6 protein-coding genes are annotated in these 19274 nt (G+C 63.6%); 4 read left to right on the forward strand and 2 right to left on the reverse strand.

The genetic code is table 11. The features are described 5' to 3' along the window. Window positions 1-24 precede the first annotated feature (24 nt). The gene (locus tag ACNQP3_RS17285; RefSeq protein ID WP_264316274.1) at window positions 25-10851 is read right to left on the reverse strand and encodes a peroxidase family protein; all 10827 of its coding nucleotides are present in this window, start codon (window positions 10849-10851) and stop codon (window positions 25-27) included. A gap of 545 nt (window positions 10852-11396) precedes the next feature. Between ACNQP3_RS17285 and ACNQP3_RS17290 the strand changes: the two genes are divergently transcribed. The 4 genes from ACNQP3_RS17290 (at window position 11397) to ACNQP3_RS17305 (ending at window position 16746) form a co-directional block, all read left to right on the forward strand. Beyond that, the gene (locus tag ACNQP3_RS17290) at window positions 11397-13133 is read left to right on the forward strand and encodes a type I secretion system permease/ATPase (RefSeq protein ID WP_264316275.1); all 1737 of its coding nucleotides are present in this window, start codon (window positions 11397-11399) and stop codon (window positions 13131-13133) included. Between the two features lie 6 nt (window positions 13134-13139). After that, entirely contained in the window at window positions 13140-14480 is a 1341-nt protein-coding gene (locus ACNQP3_RS17295; protein ID WP_060514859.1) for an HlyD family type I secretion periplasmic adaptor subunit, read from the forward strand. A gap of 1 nt (window position 14481) precedes the next feature. Continuing rightward, window positions 14482-15810, forward strand: coding sequence for a TolC family outer membrane protein (locus ACNQP3_RS17300; RefSeq protein ID WP_012272977.1), 1329 nt, complete (start codon window positions 14482-14484; stop codon window positions 15808-15810). Window positions 15811-15882: 72 nt separating this feature from the next. After that, window positions 15883-16746: a sensor domain-containing diguanylate cyclase gene (locus tag ACNQP3_RS17305; RefSeq protein ID WP_012272978.1), complete on the forward strand. Its 864-nt coding sequence runs from the start codon at window positions 15883-15885 to the stop codon at window positions 16744-16746. Between the two features lie 33 nt (window positions 16747-16779). Here the strand turns inward: ACNQP3_RS17305 and ACNQP3_RS17310 are convergent, their stop codons facing one another. Continuing rightward, window positions 16780-19206, reverse strand: coding sequence for a TonB-dependent receptor (locus ACNQP3_RS17310; RefSeq protein WP_264316276.1), 2427 nt, complete (start codon window positions 19204-19206; stop codon window positions 16780-16782). Window positions 19207-19274: the final 68 nt, after the last annotated feature.

The following is a 19274-nucleotide window of genomic DNA, read 5'->3' on the forward strand; positions in this document are numbered from 1 at the left end:
ACCAACAGCTTTGCCTTCAGGCCCTCAACCCGCCAGGATGAAGTCCGCAGCAGTCACCGTGGTCGCATCCGCCACCCCCACCAGGCGGATGGAGTCGGCAGCGCCGATGCTGACCAGCGTATCGGCACCCACATCGGCGATGGTAACGCTGGCGGCAAAGGTAGCCGCGGTGATGTTGAGGGCGGTGATGTCCAGCCGATCCTGGCCACCCGCCGCAATGGCATCGAAGTTGATGATCAGGTCGTTGCCGAAGCCGGCCGCGAACTGGAACACGTCGTTGCCGTCGGTTGCCATCATGGTGTCGTTGCCGGCACCACCCACCACCGTATCGTTACCGCCTGCACCGTTGAGGAAGTCGTTACCGGCCCCCCCGATCAAGGTGTCGGTGCCGACATCACCGAACAGCGTGTCGTTGCCATCGCCGCCCTGCAACGAGTCGTTGCCATTGCCACCGTCCAGGCTGTCATCGCCAGCACCACCCAGCAACGTGTCGTTGCCCGCATCCCCCAGCAGCGTGTCATTGCCATCGCCACCATCGAGGCTGTCATCACCACCACCACCGTTCAGGCGGTCGGCACCCAGGCCGCCGAACAGCTGATCGTTGCCGGCGTCGCCGTTGAGGGTGTCGTTGCCAGCGTTGCCGTTGAGGATGTCGTTGCCACCGTCGCCGGCGAGCGTGTCATTGCCCGCCGCGCCGTTGATGATGTTGGCCAGGCCGTTACCAGTGCCGCTGAAGTTACCCACCCCGGTGTAGGTGAGGTTCTCGACGTTGGCGGCCATGGTGTAGCTGGCCAACGTGGTACGCACCAGGTCAGTCCCTGCCCCAGTGGCTTCGACCACGACGTCGCCGGCATCATCCACCACATAGGTGTCGTTGCCCACGCCACCCACCAGGCGGTCGGCACCCGCACCGCCGTTGAGCAGGTCGTTGCCGGCGCCACCGGTGATGGTGTTTGCCAGCGCGTTCCCGGTACCGGTGAAGGCACTGCTGCCGGTGTAGGTCAGGTTTTCGACGTTGGCGCCCAAGGTGTAGCTGGCCAGGCTGGTCTGAACCAGGTCGGTACCACCGTTCAGTGCTTCGGTTACCGTGTCACCGACGTTATCGACCACGAAGGTATCGTTACCAGCACCGCCGTTCATCACATCCGCACCCAGCCCGCCGTTGAGGATGTCGTTGCCATCTTCACCGTTGAGCAGGTCGGCGTCGTCCCCCCCGTTGAGGGTGTCATTGCCGACACCCCCGAACAGCTGGTCGGCACCGGCCAGGCCATTGAGGATGTCATTGCCGCCCAGGCCCGAAATCACGTCGTTGCCCGCACCACCGGTCAGGGTGTTGGCAGCGTTGGTACCCGTCAGCACCACGCCTGGCGGCACGGTCACTGCTGCGGTGGCCGCCGAGGTCAGCGACTCCAGGGTGCCAAAGCCATCGGTGTAACGCACGATCACCCGCAACTGCTGGTTTCCCTGGGCGAAGCCCGGCGTAAAGGTGGCCGCAGTGGCGCCGGCAATGTTGGCGAAGGTGCCGCCCGTGCCTTGCTGCCACTGGAAGCTGAAGGCACCTAAACCATCGAGGTCGGCGATACCGCCCGTGAGCGCGGTAAGTGTCTGGCCCTGGTCTGGCGTGGTGTCGCTGATCAGCACGGCACCGGTCGGTGCATCGTTGACGTTGGCCACCGGGTCGAGGATGTCGGAGGCGACACTTTCGTGCACGCCGAAGTCATCCACGTAGCTGACCACCACCCGCATGTTCTGCCCCACTTGCGCCTGGGTCAGGACAAAGGTGCTGCTGATGGCACCGGCAATGTTGACCCAGCCCACACCCCGGTTGGCCTGCCACTGGAAGGTGAACTGTGGGTTGCTCAGGCCATCGGCATCGACGATGGTCGCCGGGTTGGCGGTGAGCGTCTGGTTCTGCACCAGCAGCCCGGTCACGGCTGGCCCGGCGCTTGGCGCGCTGTTGGGCGACGAATCGACGATTTCCAGTGTGCCCTTGGCGTCCTGGTACACCGCACGTACACGGATGCTCAGGCCCGCCACATCGTCCGTGACCCGGTAGGTCGTGCCAATGGCCCGCGAAACTTCGCCAGCGGCAACAAAGGTGATGTCTTCATACACCCCCGAGCCTGGCAGGTTCTCGACTTGCCAGTAATACGCCACAGGGCCGTTGACTGCGCCGTTCAGGTTGGCCGCGCTCACGTTGTCGGCATCATGCACCGCCAGCGGTGTTACCCGCAGCAGTTGGCCAGTGACCGGTGTGTCGTCACGCACCCCGGTAGCATCGTCAAGAATCACCAGGTGCCCCGTCGGGCCGGCGTTCACGGCGGTACCCACGCCGGAGGCCTGCGAGCGGTCAGAGAACTGCAGCCGCTCGATACCGGTCAGGTGGTCGACACCATCGCGCCCGGCCACCAGGTCGGTGACGATCACCGCGTTGCCATCGACCACCACGCTGTAATCGGTGGCAACCCCCGAAAACACCGCCGTGTCATAGTTGTCGGTGCCGTTGAGGATCTCCCGTACGATCACTAGCTGGCCGGGATTGTAGGTGCCATTGAGCATGAACGGCACCATCGGTTCCATGCTGTCGAAGCTGGCGATTTCAGGGCCCGTGCCATCGTGATTGGCGCGTACGCTGATGCGTACGTTCAGCCATTTGTCGCCGTCGAGGATGTCATCGCCGCCACGGCCTTCGATCAGGTCGCTGCCGCTGCCACCGAGGATGATGTTGCCGCCATCGTAGAATGTCGCACCCGCCGCCAGCAGGCTGGACAGGCCGTTGATCAGGCTGATGTTGGTCAGCACGCTGCCCGTGGCGCCATTGGTCGGCAAGCTGGCGGCATCTTCGTTGTCACCGCGCAGGAAGTCGCCATGGGCCGAACCCGACAGGCCCTCCATGATGTCGAAGCGCACCAGCGCCGAAGCGCCCGAACCCGGTACTGGCGGCACATCGAAGAAGCGGTCGCTGTAGTCGATGGTCACGCCCTGGGCCAGGCCCTTGAAGGTGGCCCAGTCGTAGCCCGAGCCGCCGATATAGCGGTCGCCGAAGCCCAAACTGCCGACCATGATGTCATCGCCGCCTTCACCGTTGAACTTGTCGTTCTCGTTACCGCCGATGAACACGTCGTTGCCGATGATCGGGTCGTTGCCCAACGGGTCGAAGTTATCGCCAGGCGCACCGTCCGAGGTGCCCTTCTCGATCCAGTCGTCGCCTTCGTTACCCATGTCCTGCTCGTTGGCCTTGCTGCCCAGGATAAAGTCGTTGCCCTGGCCGCCGATGGCTTCGGAGGCGTCTTCACCGGTGACGATGAAGTCGTTGCCGAAACCGCCGATGATCAGGTTGACGCCATTGCCGCCGTGCAGCACATCGTTGCCGTCGCCGCCCTGGATGTTGTCGTCACCGCCCATGTCGCTGATGATGTCGTCGCCGGCACCACCGCGCAGCTGGTCGTTGCCGTCACCGCCCTCGATGCGGTCGTTGCCGGCATCGCCCCAGACCGTGTCGTCACCCTCGCTGGACACCAGGATGTCGTCACCGTTGGTGCCGCCCAGCACGATGTGCTCGGCACCGGCATAGCGGATGTAGTTGCTGTCCGGGCCAGCCGTCAGCGGGCTGTCGCGGAACACCACCTGTTCGCCGTTTTCGCCCAGCGGGTCGGCATGACCAAGGCCGTCGTTGTATTGCTTGCTCTGGTCCAGCTCCAGGTACAAGCCTGGGTCGGAGAACACCAGGCCTGGCAGGTGGGTGGCCGAGGTGTTGGCCATGATCAGCTTGGCGAACGAGTTGCTTTCCAGCTCGGCGTTCATCGACAGGCCAGAGGTGCGCTCCAGGTAGTAGAAGCGGTCACCGTCCTGCAGTTTCTCCATCTGGTTTTCGAACACGAAGTTGAAGGTGCTGCCGAGCATGCCACCGAACGGGGTCTTCTCTTCGGCCAGGCCGCCGATCCACAGGTCGATGGCATCGACGCCGGTGATGGTGACGGCCTTCAGGTCGTCGGCAGTACCCAGCACACCGTCCTTGCCGGGCAGCGTCACATTGGCCCAGGCGCCACTGCTGTTGAGGAAGTCCAGGCGGTCGGCCGGCGCACCCTCGCCGCCGAACACCAGGGCCATGGCCGCAGCGCGTTTTTCCAGCAATGTGGTGGCCCCGGTGATGCTGCTGTGGGTGCCATAGGCCGCGATGAAGTTGATCAGCGACTCAGGGTGCTTCAGGTGCTGCACCAGGTCGACCCAGCTGGTGTACGGCTTGAGCTGGGTATCACCGGTTTGCCCGTAGACATCACGGCGCACGGCGTTCAGCGAAGGGATGCCAACGTCGCGACCACGGGCGATGTTGATCGCTGGCAGGTCCAACGGCAGGCCGAGCAGGTTGTTGCGCAGCGCTTCGGTGACGAACTCGTCGATCTCGTTACCGCCCTGGCGGGTGACGCCACGCACGATGGCGCTGGTGGCGTCCTCGGGGGTAACGCCACTGGCGGCATACGCCAGCGGGTTGAGGAACGCGGCGATCAGGCCCAGTTGCTGGTCGGGGTTGGCGCTGGCCGGGTCCTTGATGACGTTGAAGTCGATGTCGAAGCGGTCGACAGTCTCGGTCAGCATGGAGTGGCCGAAACGGTACACGGTGTGGGCGAACTCGGCCACGATCGACGCGTCGAGGTCGACGTCGTACACCTGGGTCGGGGCAAAGAACAGGTCGACCCGTGGCTGCACGGTACGGGCGAACTCCTCGAACACCAGATGCTGGTATTGCATCTCGGTACCGAACTTGGCCGCCTGGAACAACCGCTCGCCGTTCCATACCAGTGCGTCGATCTCGGCCGGGGTGACCGGCAATGCGGTGACCGGGTTGAGCAGCCATTCGTTGAGGAACGCCAGATCGTGCGAGTCGAGCACGGTGTCCATGGTCTGCGCCACCAGCCGGTTGTGCTCGGCGTGGAAGATCGCATGCACGGCAGTCAGGCCGATGTTCTCGTTGACCCGACCGTCGCCGGCGATGTAGTGCGCATCCAGCAGTTCGTTGTCGTAGGCCAGGTTGGCACCGGTCTGCGGGTTGACCGGCACGGCGTTGCCAACGACGTTGTCGGCGTCCGGCGCCAATACCCCACCACTGAACACCGGCACAGCATTGTGGGCAATGTCGGCGAGGAACTGGTGCCCGGTACGCACGGCGTTGGTGAGGCTGATCGGCGCCAACGGGTTGCCTTCGACCTGCTGGTCATCGGCCGTGCCGGCAATGCCGTCGAGGCCCTTCATCACCACCATCGGGTAGCCGTTCGGCCCCTTGATGAAGTTGCCGTAGGCGTCGGTGGCCAGCAGCGGCACGTTGTCGACGTCGGCATCGGTCAGGTTGATGCCGAGCAGGTCGCGGGCCTGGGCCTTGACCACCTTCCAGGTCGCCATGCCGCCGATTTCGGTATCGTCGGCGGTGCCGAACTTGCCATCGGCGCCCAGGTCGCGGTTGGTGATCAGCCGGCCAGTGGCAACGGGGCCGTCGTCGGTCATCACATAGGCACGCAGGAACACCTGGTGCGAAGGGTGCGAGCTGTAGGTCTGGTTCTGGTCAACGAACGGCGTAGTGGTGTTGGTGTGCTCGTGGATATCGTCGGCGTTGCCGAGGATGCCATCCGGCCCTGGCAGGTTGGTGGCACGGGTCACCACCATGAAGTTGGTGAAACCACCCTCCACGTACAGCGGGTCATCCGGTTGCAGCGGGATGTAGATGGTACCCGAGCCGCCCTTGGTGACCAGGTCCAGGCCATGGTCGAAGAACTGCCCGAAGAACGTCATCCAGGCGTTGAACGGCGCGGACAGGCCGGCATCGGCAGCGGTGTTCTCGAACAGGTACACATCGTGGTCGTCCGTGGTGCCGAACTGGCCATCCATACCTGGGCTGGCGACGATGCGTACGCCATCCTTGAGCACGTCGTCGTTGCCAGGCGCGCCGAAGTTGAGCACGCCATCGGCACCTGGGTCATAGGCGGTGGCATAAGCTGCCGGGTTATTGGAGGTCTGGTCGACAATCAGGTTGCTGATGGTGCGCGGCTGCGAGTCGAACACCGGGCCGCTGGTCTGCTGGTACGACGAGCCGGGAATGGCCGGCGAGCCAGGGCCGAAGAAGCCGGCCGGGGCACCTTCCGCGGGGTTGAACACCGGGTCGGTCAAGCGCGGGAAGACATTGTCGGCGGCACCGAACTGGGTGTTGTTGTGGCCATTGAGGTTCATCAGGTTGTTGTTCGAGCCATCGACCGCACGCAGGCCCAGGGGCGCGCGGATGTTGGGGATCAACGAGAGGATGTCCTGCCCGGCGGCATCGGCCTCGGCGATCTTGATCTGGGCCAGGATGAAGTTGAGGTCGGAGCGCACCATGTGCAACCCCTCCCCCCCTGCCGTGGCGTCCACCACCGGGGTGGCCGGCGTCGGCACCACGGGCGCACCGGGCTGCACAACGGCCGTTGGCGCAGAGAACAGCACTTCGGTGGTGCCATGGGCGTCCTGGTAGATCGCCTTGACCCGCAGGCTCAGCCCGGCCAGGTCTGGCGATACCTTGAACGAGGTGCCATCGGCGCTCTGGAATGCCAAGTCGCCGGCCGGCAGCAGGATGATGTCCTGGAACACACCGCTACCGGGATCCGCCTCGAACTGCCAGTAGTACGACACCGAGCGGTCGGCCAGCGTACCCAGCGGGTTGCCTGCGCTGATGTTGTCGGCGTCACGCACACCGGCCACGCTCACCGTAAGCAGATCACCTACCGTAATGGCGGCACCGTTGCCATCGGTGATGGTCGGGCTGCCCGTGGGTTGTGCGTTCACGCCTGTCACCAGCACGCGCTGGCTGTCGGCGAACTGCAGGCGTTCGATATGCAGCAGTGTATCGACGCCATCGCGGCCCGCCACGGTGTCGGTCACCGTCCACACATCATCGGCAACATCGGCCGTGCCTTTGGTGTTCTGGCTCACTACATATTCGCTTTGCACCCCCGAGAAAATGGCAGTGTCAAAGGCCGCGCCGCCCGTCGAGGTGCCAGGCAAAATTTCACGCACAGCCTTCAGCTGGCCTGGGTTGTAGGTGCGATCGAGCATGAACGGGATCATGTCGACCATGCTGTCGAAGCTGGCGATTTCGGGGCCGGTGTGGTTGACGTCACCCGGTGCGTACACGGCAATGCGCACGTTCAGCCATTTGTCACCGTCGATCAGGTCATCGCCGCCTCGGCCTTCGATCAGGTCGCTGCCATTGCCACCGAGCATGATGTTACCGGTGGCAAAGCCCGTGGTAGGCAAGCCCGCATCGGCCAGGAACTGCTGCAGGCCACGAATCAGCGCCACATTGGTCAGGGCGCTACCGGTGGCGCCACCATGGTTGAGGATGGTCACGGCATCGACATCATCGCCCTTGAGCACGTCGGCGTAGTGGGAACCGGACACCCCTTCGACCTCGGCAAAGCGGTCGAGGATACTGGCCGGCGAAGCACCGACCGGGTTGAACACGCCGGCGTTCTGGTTCGGTGCATTGCCATGGGGCTGGGCCAATGCGGCCAGGCTCAGGTCCACGGTGACACCGACCTTGTCGTTCTTGTTGGTAATCCAGTCGAAGCCGGACATGCCGTCCATCTTGTCCTGGGCATCGCTGCCGACGAAGATATCGTCGCCGCCCTCACCGATCATTTCGTCGAAGCCACCGCCGCCGACGAAAATGTCGTTGCCGACCACTTCGTCACCCAGCAGCGGTGCAAAGTTGTCGCCGGGCGCACCGTCCTGGGTGCCCTTCTCGATCCAGTCGTCACCCTCGTTGCCGGTCGGTGGCAGGTTGGTCTTGGCGCCGAGGATGAAGTCGTCGCCCTGGCCGCCGAAGGTGGTGGAAATGTCTTCGGTGGTGATGATGAAATCCTGGCCGTCACCGCCCAGGATCAGGTTGCCGGCTGCCAGCATGCTGCCGGCGACGATCACGTCGTTACCGGCGTTGCCCTCAAGACGGTTGTCGCCGAACGAGTCGGTGATGATGTCGTCGCCGGCACCGCCCAACACCGCATCGTTGCCCGCACCGCCTTCAAGCACGTCGTCACCGGCATCGCCATAGACGGTATCGTCGCCGTCGCCAGAGATGATGATGTCGTTGCCGGAGGTGCCCCCCAGCACCACGTGATCTTCGCCGGTGTAATGCAGATAGTTGCTGTCTGGCCCGACGGTGTCGGGGTTGTCGCGAATCACCAGCGGTACGATTTCCACGCCGTTGATCTCGATGCCGCCAGTCGGGTCGGCCTTGCCGTCGGCGCCCAGCCCGGTGAACTGGTTGGCCTGGTTGACTTCGAGGGTGAAGGTCGGCGTGAGGAACACGGTATTGGACAGGTGGGTCACGTCGGAGTTGAGCATGATCAGCTTGGCAAAGGAGTTGTTTTCCAGTTCCGTCCCGAAGTTCATGCCCGCCGTGCGCGACAGGTAGTAGAAGCGGTCGCCGTTCTGCAGCGCTTCCAGCTGGGTCTCGAAGACGAAGTTGAAGCTGGAACCCAGCATGCCGCCAAAGGGCATTTTTTTCTCGGCCAGGCCGCCGACCCAGAAGTCGATGGCATCGACCCCGCTGACCGTCACCCCGGCAATATCGTCAGCCGTGCCGGCGATGCCGTCTTTGCCGGCCAGCGTCACGTTGGCCCAGGCACCGGTGCTGTTGAGGAAGTCCAGGCGGTCGGCCGGCGCACCCGCGCCGCCAAGCACCAGCGCCACCGCGGCAGCCCGCTTGGCCGCTTCGGTGGTGGCCCCGGTGATGCTGCTGTGGGTACCGTAGGCGGCGATGAAGTTGATCAGCGAGGCCGGGTGCTTGAGGTGGTCGGCAAAGTCGGCCCAACTGATGTAGGCCTTGAGCTGGCTGTCACCGGTAGCGCCATAGAACTCGCGGCGCGCCTCGTTCAGGCTGGGGATGCCGGTGTCGCGGCCACGGGCGATGTTCAGCGCCGGCAGGTCGAGCGGCAAGCCGAGCAGGTTGTTGCGCAGGGCTTCGGTGACGAACTCGTCGATTTCATTGCCCAGCTGGCGGGTAACGCCGCGAATGATCGCGCCTGCCGCTTCGTCGGCGGTGGCACCGCTGCCGGCGAATGCCAATGGGTTGAGGAACGCGGCGATCAGGCCCAGTTGCTGGTCAGGGTTGGCTGGGTCGCCGGAGACTGGGTTGAACGATGGGTCGAAGCGGTCGACAGTTTCGGTGAGCATCGAGTGGCCGAAGCGGTACACCACATGCGCGAATTCGGCGAGGATGGCCGGGTTGATCGAGGTGTCGTAGCCATTGGGGGCGAGGAACTCGTCGATCTGCGGCTGGATGGTGCGAGCGAACTCTTCGAACACCAGGTGCTGATACTGCATTTCGGTGCCGAACTTGGCGGCCTGGAACAGCCGCTCGCCGTCCCACACCAGGGCGGCGATGCCGGCGGGCGTGGTGGGGATGGCGGTGACGTCATCGATCAGCCATTCGTTGAGGAACGCCAGGTCGCCTGCGGCCAACAGGGTGTCCTTGGTCTGCTGCACCAGGCGGTTGTGCTCGGAGTGGAACACGTGGTGCACGGCGGTCAGGCCGATGTTTTCGTTGACCCGGCCGTCGCCTGCGATGTAGTGGGCGTCGAGCAGTTCGTTGTCGTAGGTCAGGTTGTTGCCGCCTGGGCCCACTGGCTGCACGTTGCCGACGGCGCTGTCGGCGTCGGCTTGCAGTACCCCGCCAACCTTCACCGGCTCGGCATTGTGGGCGATATCGTCGAGGAAGCCATGCCCGGTACTCACGGCATTGGCCAAGCTGATGGGCGCGGCGCGGTTGCCTTCGACCAGCGTCGTGACGTCGTCGGCGGTACCGGCGATGCCGTCGGCGCCGTTGTTCACGCGCATGACCACCTGCGGCATGCCGTTGGGCCCACGCAGGAAGTTGCCGTAGGCATCGGTGGCCAGCAGCGGCACGCTGTGCACATCGGCGTCGGTGAGGTTGATGCCCAGCAGGTCGCGCGCCTGGGCCTTGACCACCGCCCAGGTGGCCATGCCGCCATTTTCGCTGTTGCCGTCGTCGGCAGTGCCGAATTTGCCGTCCGCGCCAAGGTCGCGGTTGGTGATCAGCCGGCCGGTTGCCACCGGGTCACCTGCGGCGTCGAGCATGTACTCACGCAGGAACACCTGGTGCGAGGGGTGCGAGCTGTAGGTCTGGCTTTGGTCGACGAAAGGCGAGGTGGTGTTGGGCTGGCCATCATCGGTGGTGCCCACCACGCCATCGGCGCCGGCGGTGCGTACGGCGCGTGACAACACCATGAAGTTGGTCGGGCTGCTGGCGTTGTACAGCGGGTCGTCCGGGCGCAGCGGGATGAACACGATGTCGGTACTGCTCTTGGTGACCAGGTCCAGGCCATGGTCGAAAAACTGGCCGAAGAAGGTCATCCAGGCATTGAAACCGGCAGTCAGGCCCACGTCCGGCGACACGTTGGGGATGAAGAACACCGGTTTGTCGTCGGCGGTGCCGAACACCCCGTCGATGCCGGGGCTCATTACCGGGGCGGCGCCCCCGTTGGCCTCGACTGCAGCCGGGTTGTTCGCCGTCTGGTCGACGATCAGGTTGCTGATGGTACGGGGCTGCGAATCGACGACATTGCCGGTGCCTACATAGTTGGCACGGTAGGAGGCATCGAGCAGACGCAGGAATGAGTTGTCGGCGGCACCGAACTCGCTTTGTCCGGCCACCAGGTTGTTGTAGCTGCCGTCGACGGTGCGCAGGCCAAATGGCACCTGGCTGTTGGGCAGCAGGTCGATCAGGCTGGCGCCATCTGCGTGGGCTTCGGCGATGAAAATTTGTTTGAGAATGAATTCCAGGTCCGACTTGCTGAAATTGGCCATTGCAATTGCCCTCGATCTTTCGGGAGAAATCACAGGGCAACAGGGTCCATCCCGCGCCCAGTCAGTGTTGACGTGCGCAGTATCTGGTCATGGGTTCTGGGGACAGGTGGGCGGTGCAGTACGGGCGCCACTGGCCTCATCGCCGGCAAGCCGGCCCCCGCTGACACAGCGGAGGCCTTGTTAATTGTGCGAAACAGCGGTGTAACGCACATGTATCGGCCCCAGCTCGCACAGGGCCCGAATACATCAGACTAAAGTCGTAGGCGAAAAGCTTGTCAATATCCCGTCAAAAATATCGCTCACCGATGATAATGCGATGCAACTAACTGTTTTCAGGGCACTTATGAAAAGTTCAAAGTATTTATAGAGCAAAAAGATATTACCGAATGTTTCGTTGCAACCTACGCTCCAGCATGTGGGAGCAACGCAGCGATTTGGACTATTCGCCCTGAGAGCGACCCGTCTGCGCGCCGACCAAGAAGCCACAACTACCGTTGTACGGGGGCCGCAAGGGCTTCCCGCTTAGCGATAAAGGGAGGCCTCCGATGCCTAAGCCACCGCGCACCCGCTCCGAGCTGGCCGACGTGTTGTTTCGCTTGCGTCGCAGCTTTTACGCCCTGGCCGCCTTCAGCGGCGTGATCAACGTCATGATGTTGACGCCAGCCATTTACATGCTGCAGGTGTACGACCGCGCCCTGGTGAGCCGCAATGTCACGACCTTGGCCATGCTTACCCTGCTGGTGGTAGGGCTGTTCCTGCTGATGTCGGCGCTGGAGATGGTCCGCACCCGGGTGCTGATCCGGGTCGGTAACTGCCTGGACATGAACCTCAACCGGCGCCTTTTCAGCGCCGCCTTCGAGCGCAACCTGAACCGCGCCGGCGGGAACCCGGCCCAGGCACTGCAGGACTTGGCGCAGGTGCGCCAATTTCTTACTGGCAACGGCCTGTTCGCCTTCTTCGATGCGCCCTGGACGCCGATCTACCTGCTGGTCTGTTACCTGATCCACCCGTGGCTTGGGCTGGTGACGACAATCGGCTCGCTGATTCTGGTCGGCCTGGCCTACCTCACGGAAAAAGCCACGCAAAAGCCCTTGGCCGAAGCCAACCAGGCGGCCATGTCGTCGGCCAGCTACGCCAACAACAACTTGCGCAACGCTGAAGTGATCGAGGCCATGGGCATGCTGCCGGCAATCGGCAAGCGCTGGTACCAGGGCCACTTGCGCATCCTGCAGATGCAGACCCTGGCCTCCGACCGCGCGGCGCTTATCAGCAGCACCGGGCGCTTCGTGCGTATCACCTTGCAGTCACTGATTCTTGGCACCGGCGCACTGCTGGCGATCGAGGGCAAGATCACCCCCGGCATGATGATCGCCTGCTCGATCCTGACCGGCCGCGCATTGGGCCCGGTGGAGCAGGTGATCGCGTCCTGGAAGCAACTGCTGGGCTGCCGCCTGGCCTGGGGCCGGCTCAACGACCTGCTGCAGGACTACCCGCAACGGCCACCGAGCATGTCCCTGCAGCGCCCGATGGGCATGCTGGCCGTGGAAAATGTGATCGCTGGCGCCCCCGGCAGCAGCACCAGCATCGTGCGCGGGGTGAGCTTCAGCCTGGCCCCGGGCGACAGCCTGGGCATCATTGGCCCCTCGGCCTCGGGCAAATCCACCCTTGCCCGCCTGCTGGTGGGGGTGTGGCCGACCCAGGCCGGCAAGGTGCGCCTGGACGGTGCCGACATCTTCAACTGGAACAAGGCCGAACTGGGCCCGTGGCTGGGCTACCTGCCACAGGACGTGGAGCTGTTCGAAGGCACCATCGCCGAAAACATCGCACGCTTTGCCGAGGTGGACAGCAACGCGGTGATCCGTGCTGCCCGCAGCAGTGGCGTGCATGACATGATCCTGCGTTTCCCGCAGGGCTACGACACCCGCCTGGCCGCCGACGGCAGCCCGCTGTCCGGTGGCCAGAAGCAACGCATCGCCCTGGCCCGCGCATTGTACGGCGAGCCTAACCTGGTAGTGCTGGACGAGCCAAACGCCAACCTTGATGACGTCGGCGAAAAGGCCCTGGTCGATGCCCTGGCCGAACTCAAGACGCGCGGGGCCACGGTGGTCCTCATCTCCCACCGGCCTAACGTGCTGTGCGCGGTGGACCAGATACTGATGCTGCGCGACGGTGGAGTGCACATGCTCGGCAGCCGCGACGAAGTATTCGCAGCCTTGCGCAAGGCTGCGGTGATTCCGGCGACCGCGGCCGCCCCGCTGGCTTCGGTGAAAGTACGGGAGTAACCGATCATGCAGATCATTCAGCACGCCGAATTGATCCCCGCCGAAGCCAACAACCTGATCGACCTGGATGCAGGGCGTCCGGCACGCTGGGGCGTATGGATGGTCATTGCCGGCTTTGGCGGCTTTCTGCTGTGGTCTTGCCTGGCGCCACTGGATGCCGGGGTGGTCGCCACCGGCACGGTCAAGGTCACCAGCAACCGCAAGGCGGTACAACACCTGAGCGGCGGCACGGTCGAGGCGATCCTGGTGCGCGAAGGCGATGTGGTGAAAAAAGGCCAGGAAGTGGTGCGCCTCGATGCCCTGCGCGCGGTGGCCGAACAAGGCGCGCTCAGCGCCCAGTACATCGTCAGCAAAACCGTGGAAAACCGCCTGGAAGCCGAACGCGACGGCCGCGACAGCGTCACGTTCGACCCCGCCCTGCTCGAACACTATGGCAGTGACCCACGCTTGCTGGCAGCCATGGACCTGCAGCAGCGGCTGCTCGACACCCGCCGCGCCGGGCTCGCCGGTGAATTGAGCATCCTCGAAGAAAACCTCACGGCCTCGGCGGTGCAACTCAAGGGCCTGCAGCAGGTATACGGCGCCCGCGCCTCGCAGATCGGCTTCCTCAACCAGGAACTGCAAGGCACCCGCGTACTCGCCGCCGAAGGCTATGTGCCGCGCAACCGCCTGCTGGAGCTGGAGCGCAGCAATGCCGACCTGGCCGCAGGCCAGGCCGAAAACCTCAACAACATTGCCCGGGCGCGTAGCCAGGCCACCGAAATCAAGCTGCGCATGCTGCAACGCCAGCACGACTACCTGAAGGAAGTGGAATCGCAACTGACCGACACCGCCAAGGAAAACACCACCCTGGCCGACCGGTTGCGCGCGCTGGACTATGAAGTGACCCACACGGTGATCCGCTCGCCCATCGACGGCATGGTCCAGGGCCTGAGCATCGCCACGGTCGGCGGCATTATCCAGCCAGGTGCCAAGATCATGGAAGTGGTGCCGCTCGACCAGCCGCTGCAGGTCGATGCGATGATCCCGGTACAGGCCATCGACAAGATGGTGCCAGGCCTGGCCGTAGACATCGCCTTCCCGGCCTTCAACCATGCTCAGACGCCGAACATTCCGGGGCGGGTGAAGACCATTTCCGCCGACCGCCTGCTCGACGAAGAAAGCAAGCAGCCGTTCTACCTGGCCCAGGTGGAAGTGACGCCAACCGGCATGGGGCTGCTGGGCAGCAACCATATTCGCCCCGGCATGCCCGCCACCGTCACCATCAAGACCGGCGAACGCAACCTGCTCAGCTACCTGCTCAAACCCATGCTCGAACGCGTAGACGCCGCGTTCAAGGAGCAATGACATGAAACGCCCATGCCTGCTGTTGTGCCTGTTGGGGGTGGCCGTTCAGGCCAGTGCCATGGACCTGAAGGAAGCCTGGGACCTGTTGCAATACCAGGGCCCGATCTACCGCGCCGCGGTGCATGAGAAACAAGCCGGCGGCGAGAACCGCGCCATCGGTGAGGCGGGCCTGCTGCCGCAGATCAACGCAGCGGCCTACTTCAACAGGGTCAATGGCAGCCAGCGCCAGAATGGCCAGGACAACGACCTGGACTACGACTCCAAAGGCGCCAACGTGCGCCTGCGCCAGCCGCTGTTTAACAAGCAGAAGATGGCCGAGTACCGCCAGGGCCAGCAACGGGCCGACTATAGCGTGGCGGTGTTCGATGCCAAGAGCCAGGACGCCGCCGTGCGCCTGGCCGACGCCTACTTCGATGTGCTGCTGGCCAGCGAAACCATCACCCTGGCCAAGGCCAAGTTGAACGCCTTCGAAGAGCAACTGGCCTCGGCAAAGCGGCGCAAGGAGCTGGGGGCCGGCACCATCACCGATGTCGACGAATCGGTGGCCCGCCGTGACCTCGCCGAAGCCGACCTGATCGAGGCCCAGGACAACCTGATCAACGCCCGGCGCAAGCTGGAGGAATACATTGGCGAAACCCCGCAGTCGCTGACCACTTTGCAGCCAGGCTTCGCCACCCCGCCGCTGATGCCGGGCAACCTGCAGGACTGGCTGGTGAAAGCCCAGGCCGACAGCCCGCTGATTCATGCGCGCCGGCACAACTACGAGCTGGCCGAAGAAGAAGTCAACCGCGCCCGCGCCGGGCACTACCCCACCCTGGATTTCGTGGCGGGCTATACCGCTGGCAGCAGCCAGTCGATATCCGAGTTGAACCAGCGCAACCACTACAGCTCGATCGGGCTGGAGCTGAACATTCCGCTGTACAGCGGCGGCAGTACGAGCGCCCTGACCCGTCAGGCCAGCGCCAACAGTTCCAAAGCCCTGGACGAACTCGACGCAACGCGCCAGGAGGTGATTTCCGACACCACCCGCGAGTACCGTGGCGTGCAGAGTGGCGCCTTGCGCGTTCATGCGCTGGAAAAGGCCGTGGCCTCCAACGAACGCTCGCTGACTTCGACCCGCAAGGGCTTCAAGGAAGGCGGCACCAGCACCAATTCGGACGTGCTCAACGCCGAGGAACTGCTGTATGACGCCCGCCATGATCTGTTCGAGGCCAAGTTGAACTACCTGATGTCACGGTTGCGCCTAGCCTCCTCGGTGGGCAGCCTCGGGGATGACGATATCGAACAGGTCAACAGCTACCTGGGGCCGGAACTCATGGTGAGCAACTGACGCTGACTTCCCATAGCTGCGACGCATTTCTTCGCGCTATGATCGGTCACCCTGCCGCGGACGTCCTGAACCATGCCCGTAGACCTGCAAGCCTTGTACCCCAGGCTGATCCACCTGATGCTGGATACGGTGTTCGTGGTCGACAGGGACAACCAGATCGTCTTCGTCAGCGATGCCTGCGAAGTGTTGCTGGGCTACAAAGCCTGCGAACTGGTTGGCACACCGATCACCGACTACATGCACCCTGACGACCTTGCAGCCACGCGCGCCTCTATTGTGCGGGTGATGAACGGCCAGGCGCACTACGACTTCCGCAACCGCTATGTACGCAAGGACGGCGGCGTCGTGCACATCCTGTGGGCAGCCAGCTGGTCCGAAGAGGCTCAAGCGCGTATCGGTGTGGCGCGGGATGTGACCGCCTTGCGCCAGGCCGAAGATGAACTGCGCTTCCTCGCCCATCACGACCCGCTGACCCGGCTGGCCAACCGGGCCATGTTCAATGAACGCCTGGACACCGCCCTTGCCACGGCACGGCGACACGATCACACGCTGGCGTTGCTGTTTCTGGACATCAACGACTTCAAGGAAATCAACGATGTGCACGGGCATGCTGTGGGTGACCGGGTGCTGTGCACGCTTGCACGGCGGCTGGAAGGTTGCGTAAGTGAAACCGATACGGTGGCGCGCATGGGCGGTGACGAGTTCACCGTGCTGTTGACCGACTGCCCATCGCCAGAGGCCATCGCCGAGCAGGTAGCCCGTATTCTCGCAGCCATGGCCGAGCCACTCGGCATGGAGTTGTCCGGCATCGACGCGCCCTCCTGCAGCATCGGCGTGGCGTGCTTCCCTGAAGATGGCCACGATGCCGACATGCTGCTGCGCCATGCCGACGGGGATATGTACCGGGTCAAGCGAAAACACACAGCGACCGGGTAACGATACCCCCTGCGCTTTGGCACCGGGCCTGCATCAGAAGTCTACCGTGGCCGACAACTGCAACGCCCTCGGGTAACCCGGCGATATCGCGCCGTACGAAGCTACGCCCGACCAATACTCGCGGTCGAACACGTTCTGCACCGTTGCCCGGAATGTTGTAGGGCGGCCATCGATCCGGGTGGCATAGCGCGCCCCAACGTCGAACCGTGTCCAGGCATCGAGTGCCTGGGTATTGGCCTGGTCGATGTACTGGCTGTCGGTATAGATAGCACCACCGGTCAGCGTGACGCCCTCAGCCCAAGGTGTATCCCACTCCGCCCACAGGTTGGCCTGCACGTCCGGCACGCCGACCGCTTCGTTACCCTTGTTGGCGGGGGTTGCCGAATCCGTCAGCTTGCCGTCCAACACCGTCACGCCGCCCAGCAACCGGGTGCCCGGTGCAACCTCACCGAACATGCTCAGCTCGATACCGCGGTTACGTTGCTGGGCCTGGACCGAGAAGCGGCGGTCGGCGCCAAGCTCACCGCTAGGTTTTTCTATCTGGAACACCGAAACTGTGGTCATGAACGTGTTGTGTTCGTACTTCACGCCCAGCTCGTGCTGCTTGGTCTTGTAGGGTGCAAAGGCATCACCGCCATTGGTTGCCGTGTCCGGTGCGATATCGCCTTTGCTCAAGCCTTCGACATAGTTGTAGTAAAGCGCGACGTTTTCCCACGGCTTGACCACCACGCCTACGACGGGGGTAATTGCACTGTCGTTGTAGCGCGTGGTGAACACCCCCGCTGTGTAGTTGCGCGACTCGATTTCCTGCCGGCGCACCCCCAGCGTCAATTGCACGCGGTCGTCGAGTACCGACAAGGTGTCTGTCAGGGCAACGCCGGTCAGCTCGGACTCAGACACCCGGCTCACCTTCGGCGCAGCGATGTATTGCTTGGGCACATCCACCGGGTGATAGATGTTCGAAACGATCTCCTTGCCGAAGTTGATGCCGCGTGACAGCTCATCCTGGTAGCGGGTAGCCATGGCCGTTACCGTATGATTGACCGCTCCGGTTTCAAACAGCGCACGCAGCCCCACATCGGCGGTGGAACGATCGACGTTGAACTTGTAGTAACCGGGGGTGTTGCTGGTGTCGCCCGCCGCATTGAGAATTTTCGGTACTTGGTCGGACATCCGCGCCACATCTGCCCTGCCGCCACCGGCATGTGCAAACACCGTCAGTGAGTCACTGATGTCATATTCTCCACCCAGCAACGCTGATTGTTCGCGGGTATTCGACCAGCCCCAGTCCTGCGGCAGGTTGGTTCGACCACTGGCGGCAGAGGGCACACCGAAGCCAGGCGCTACGGTGAAGGGCCGCGAGGCGGCATCCCAACGCTCTTTCTGGCTGATGAAGTCTAGGTTCAGGCGCAAGCGCTCACCTTGATAGTCCAGGGCGATGGCGCCAATGTCCAAGGCACGCTGCTGGTCATCGATAGCCGTGTCGCCCTGGGCGAGGCTGCCGTTGAAACGCACGCCCCATTGCCGCTGGTCCCCGAAACGGCGGCTGATGTCGAGGTGGCCACCCACCTGGGTGTCAGAGCTGTAGCTGGCGGTGACACGCGTCAAATCCTCGGCGAGCGCGCGTTTGGGCACGATGTTGATCACGCCGCCAACGCCGCTGTTCGGGGAAATACCGTACATCAAAGCCCCCGGCCCCTTGAGCACTTCTACCCGCTCGGCATATTCGGTGAACACGCGGTAATTGGGTGCAACCCCGTACACACCATCGAACGCCAGTTCGCCCAGGTTGCCTTCACCCACCGGGAACCCGCGAATGAAGAACGAATCGACGATGCCACCCGCTTGCCCGGTAGAACGCACAGAAGGGTCACGCTCCAGGGCATCGGCCACGGTAACCGCCTGCAGGTCGGCGAGGGTTTTTGCGGTGTAGCTGGTAACGCTGAAAGGCGTATCCATCACGTCCTTGTTGCCAAGCATGCCTAGCCGCCCACCCCGCGCAACCTGCCCCCCGGCGTAGGCTTCAGGCAAGGTTTCGTGGCGTATGCCATTGGCTTCGATGGTGGTAGCGGCCAGCGTGAGGCTATCACCACTGCTTGGCTGGCGGATCAATTGATAGCTGCCGTTACTCAGCTCCACCAGCTCAAGGCCGCTGCCGGCAAGCAACTGGGCGATACCATCCCGCGCCGAATAGGCGCCGCTAAGCCCGGGGCTGTGCAGGCCATCGGTCAATGCCGGTTCAAACGAAAGCGCAACGCCGCAAGCCAGCGCGAAACTGGACAAGACCCGCCCTAGCGGGCCCGGGGCAATCTGGTAAGTGCGGATGGCCACCGCGTCCAGGGGCTGCGCGACGGCTGGCAGCAACTGGCCAACCCCTGCCACCAGAACTGCGCCAAAAAGGGAGCCGCGCACAGCAACAGCTAAAGCACGCTTACGGAATGGACGACTTGCAACAGGCATGAAAGGCGGGTCCTTCTGGCTGGGAATGGAAGTGTTCATTCCTGTTGCCAGCCGAGATTGAAAAAAGT

The sequence above is a fragment of the Pseudomonas sp. LFS074 genome, from assembly GCF_047978165.1.
In the GTDB taxonomy this organism is placed as follows: domain Bacteria; phylum Pseudomonadota; class Gammaproteobacteria; order Pseudomonadales; family Pseudomonadaceae; genus Aquipseudomonas; species Aquipseudomonas putida_P.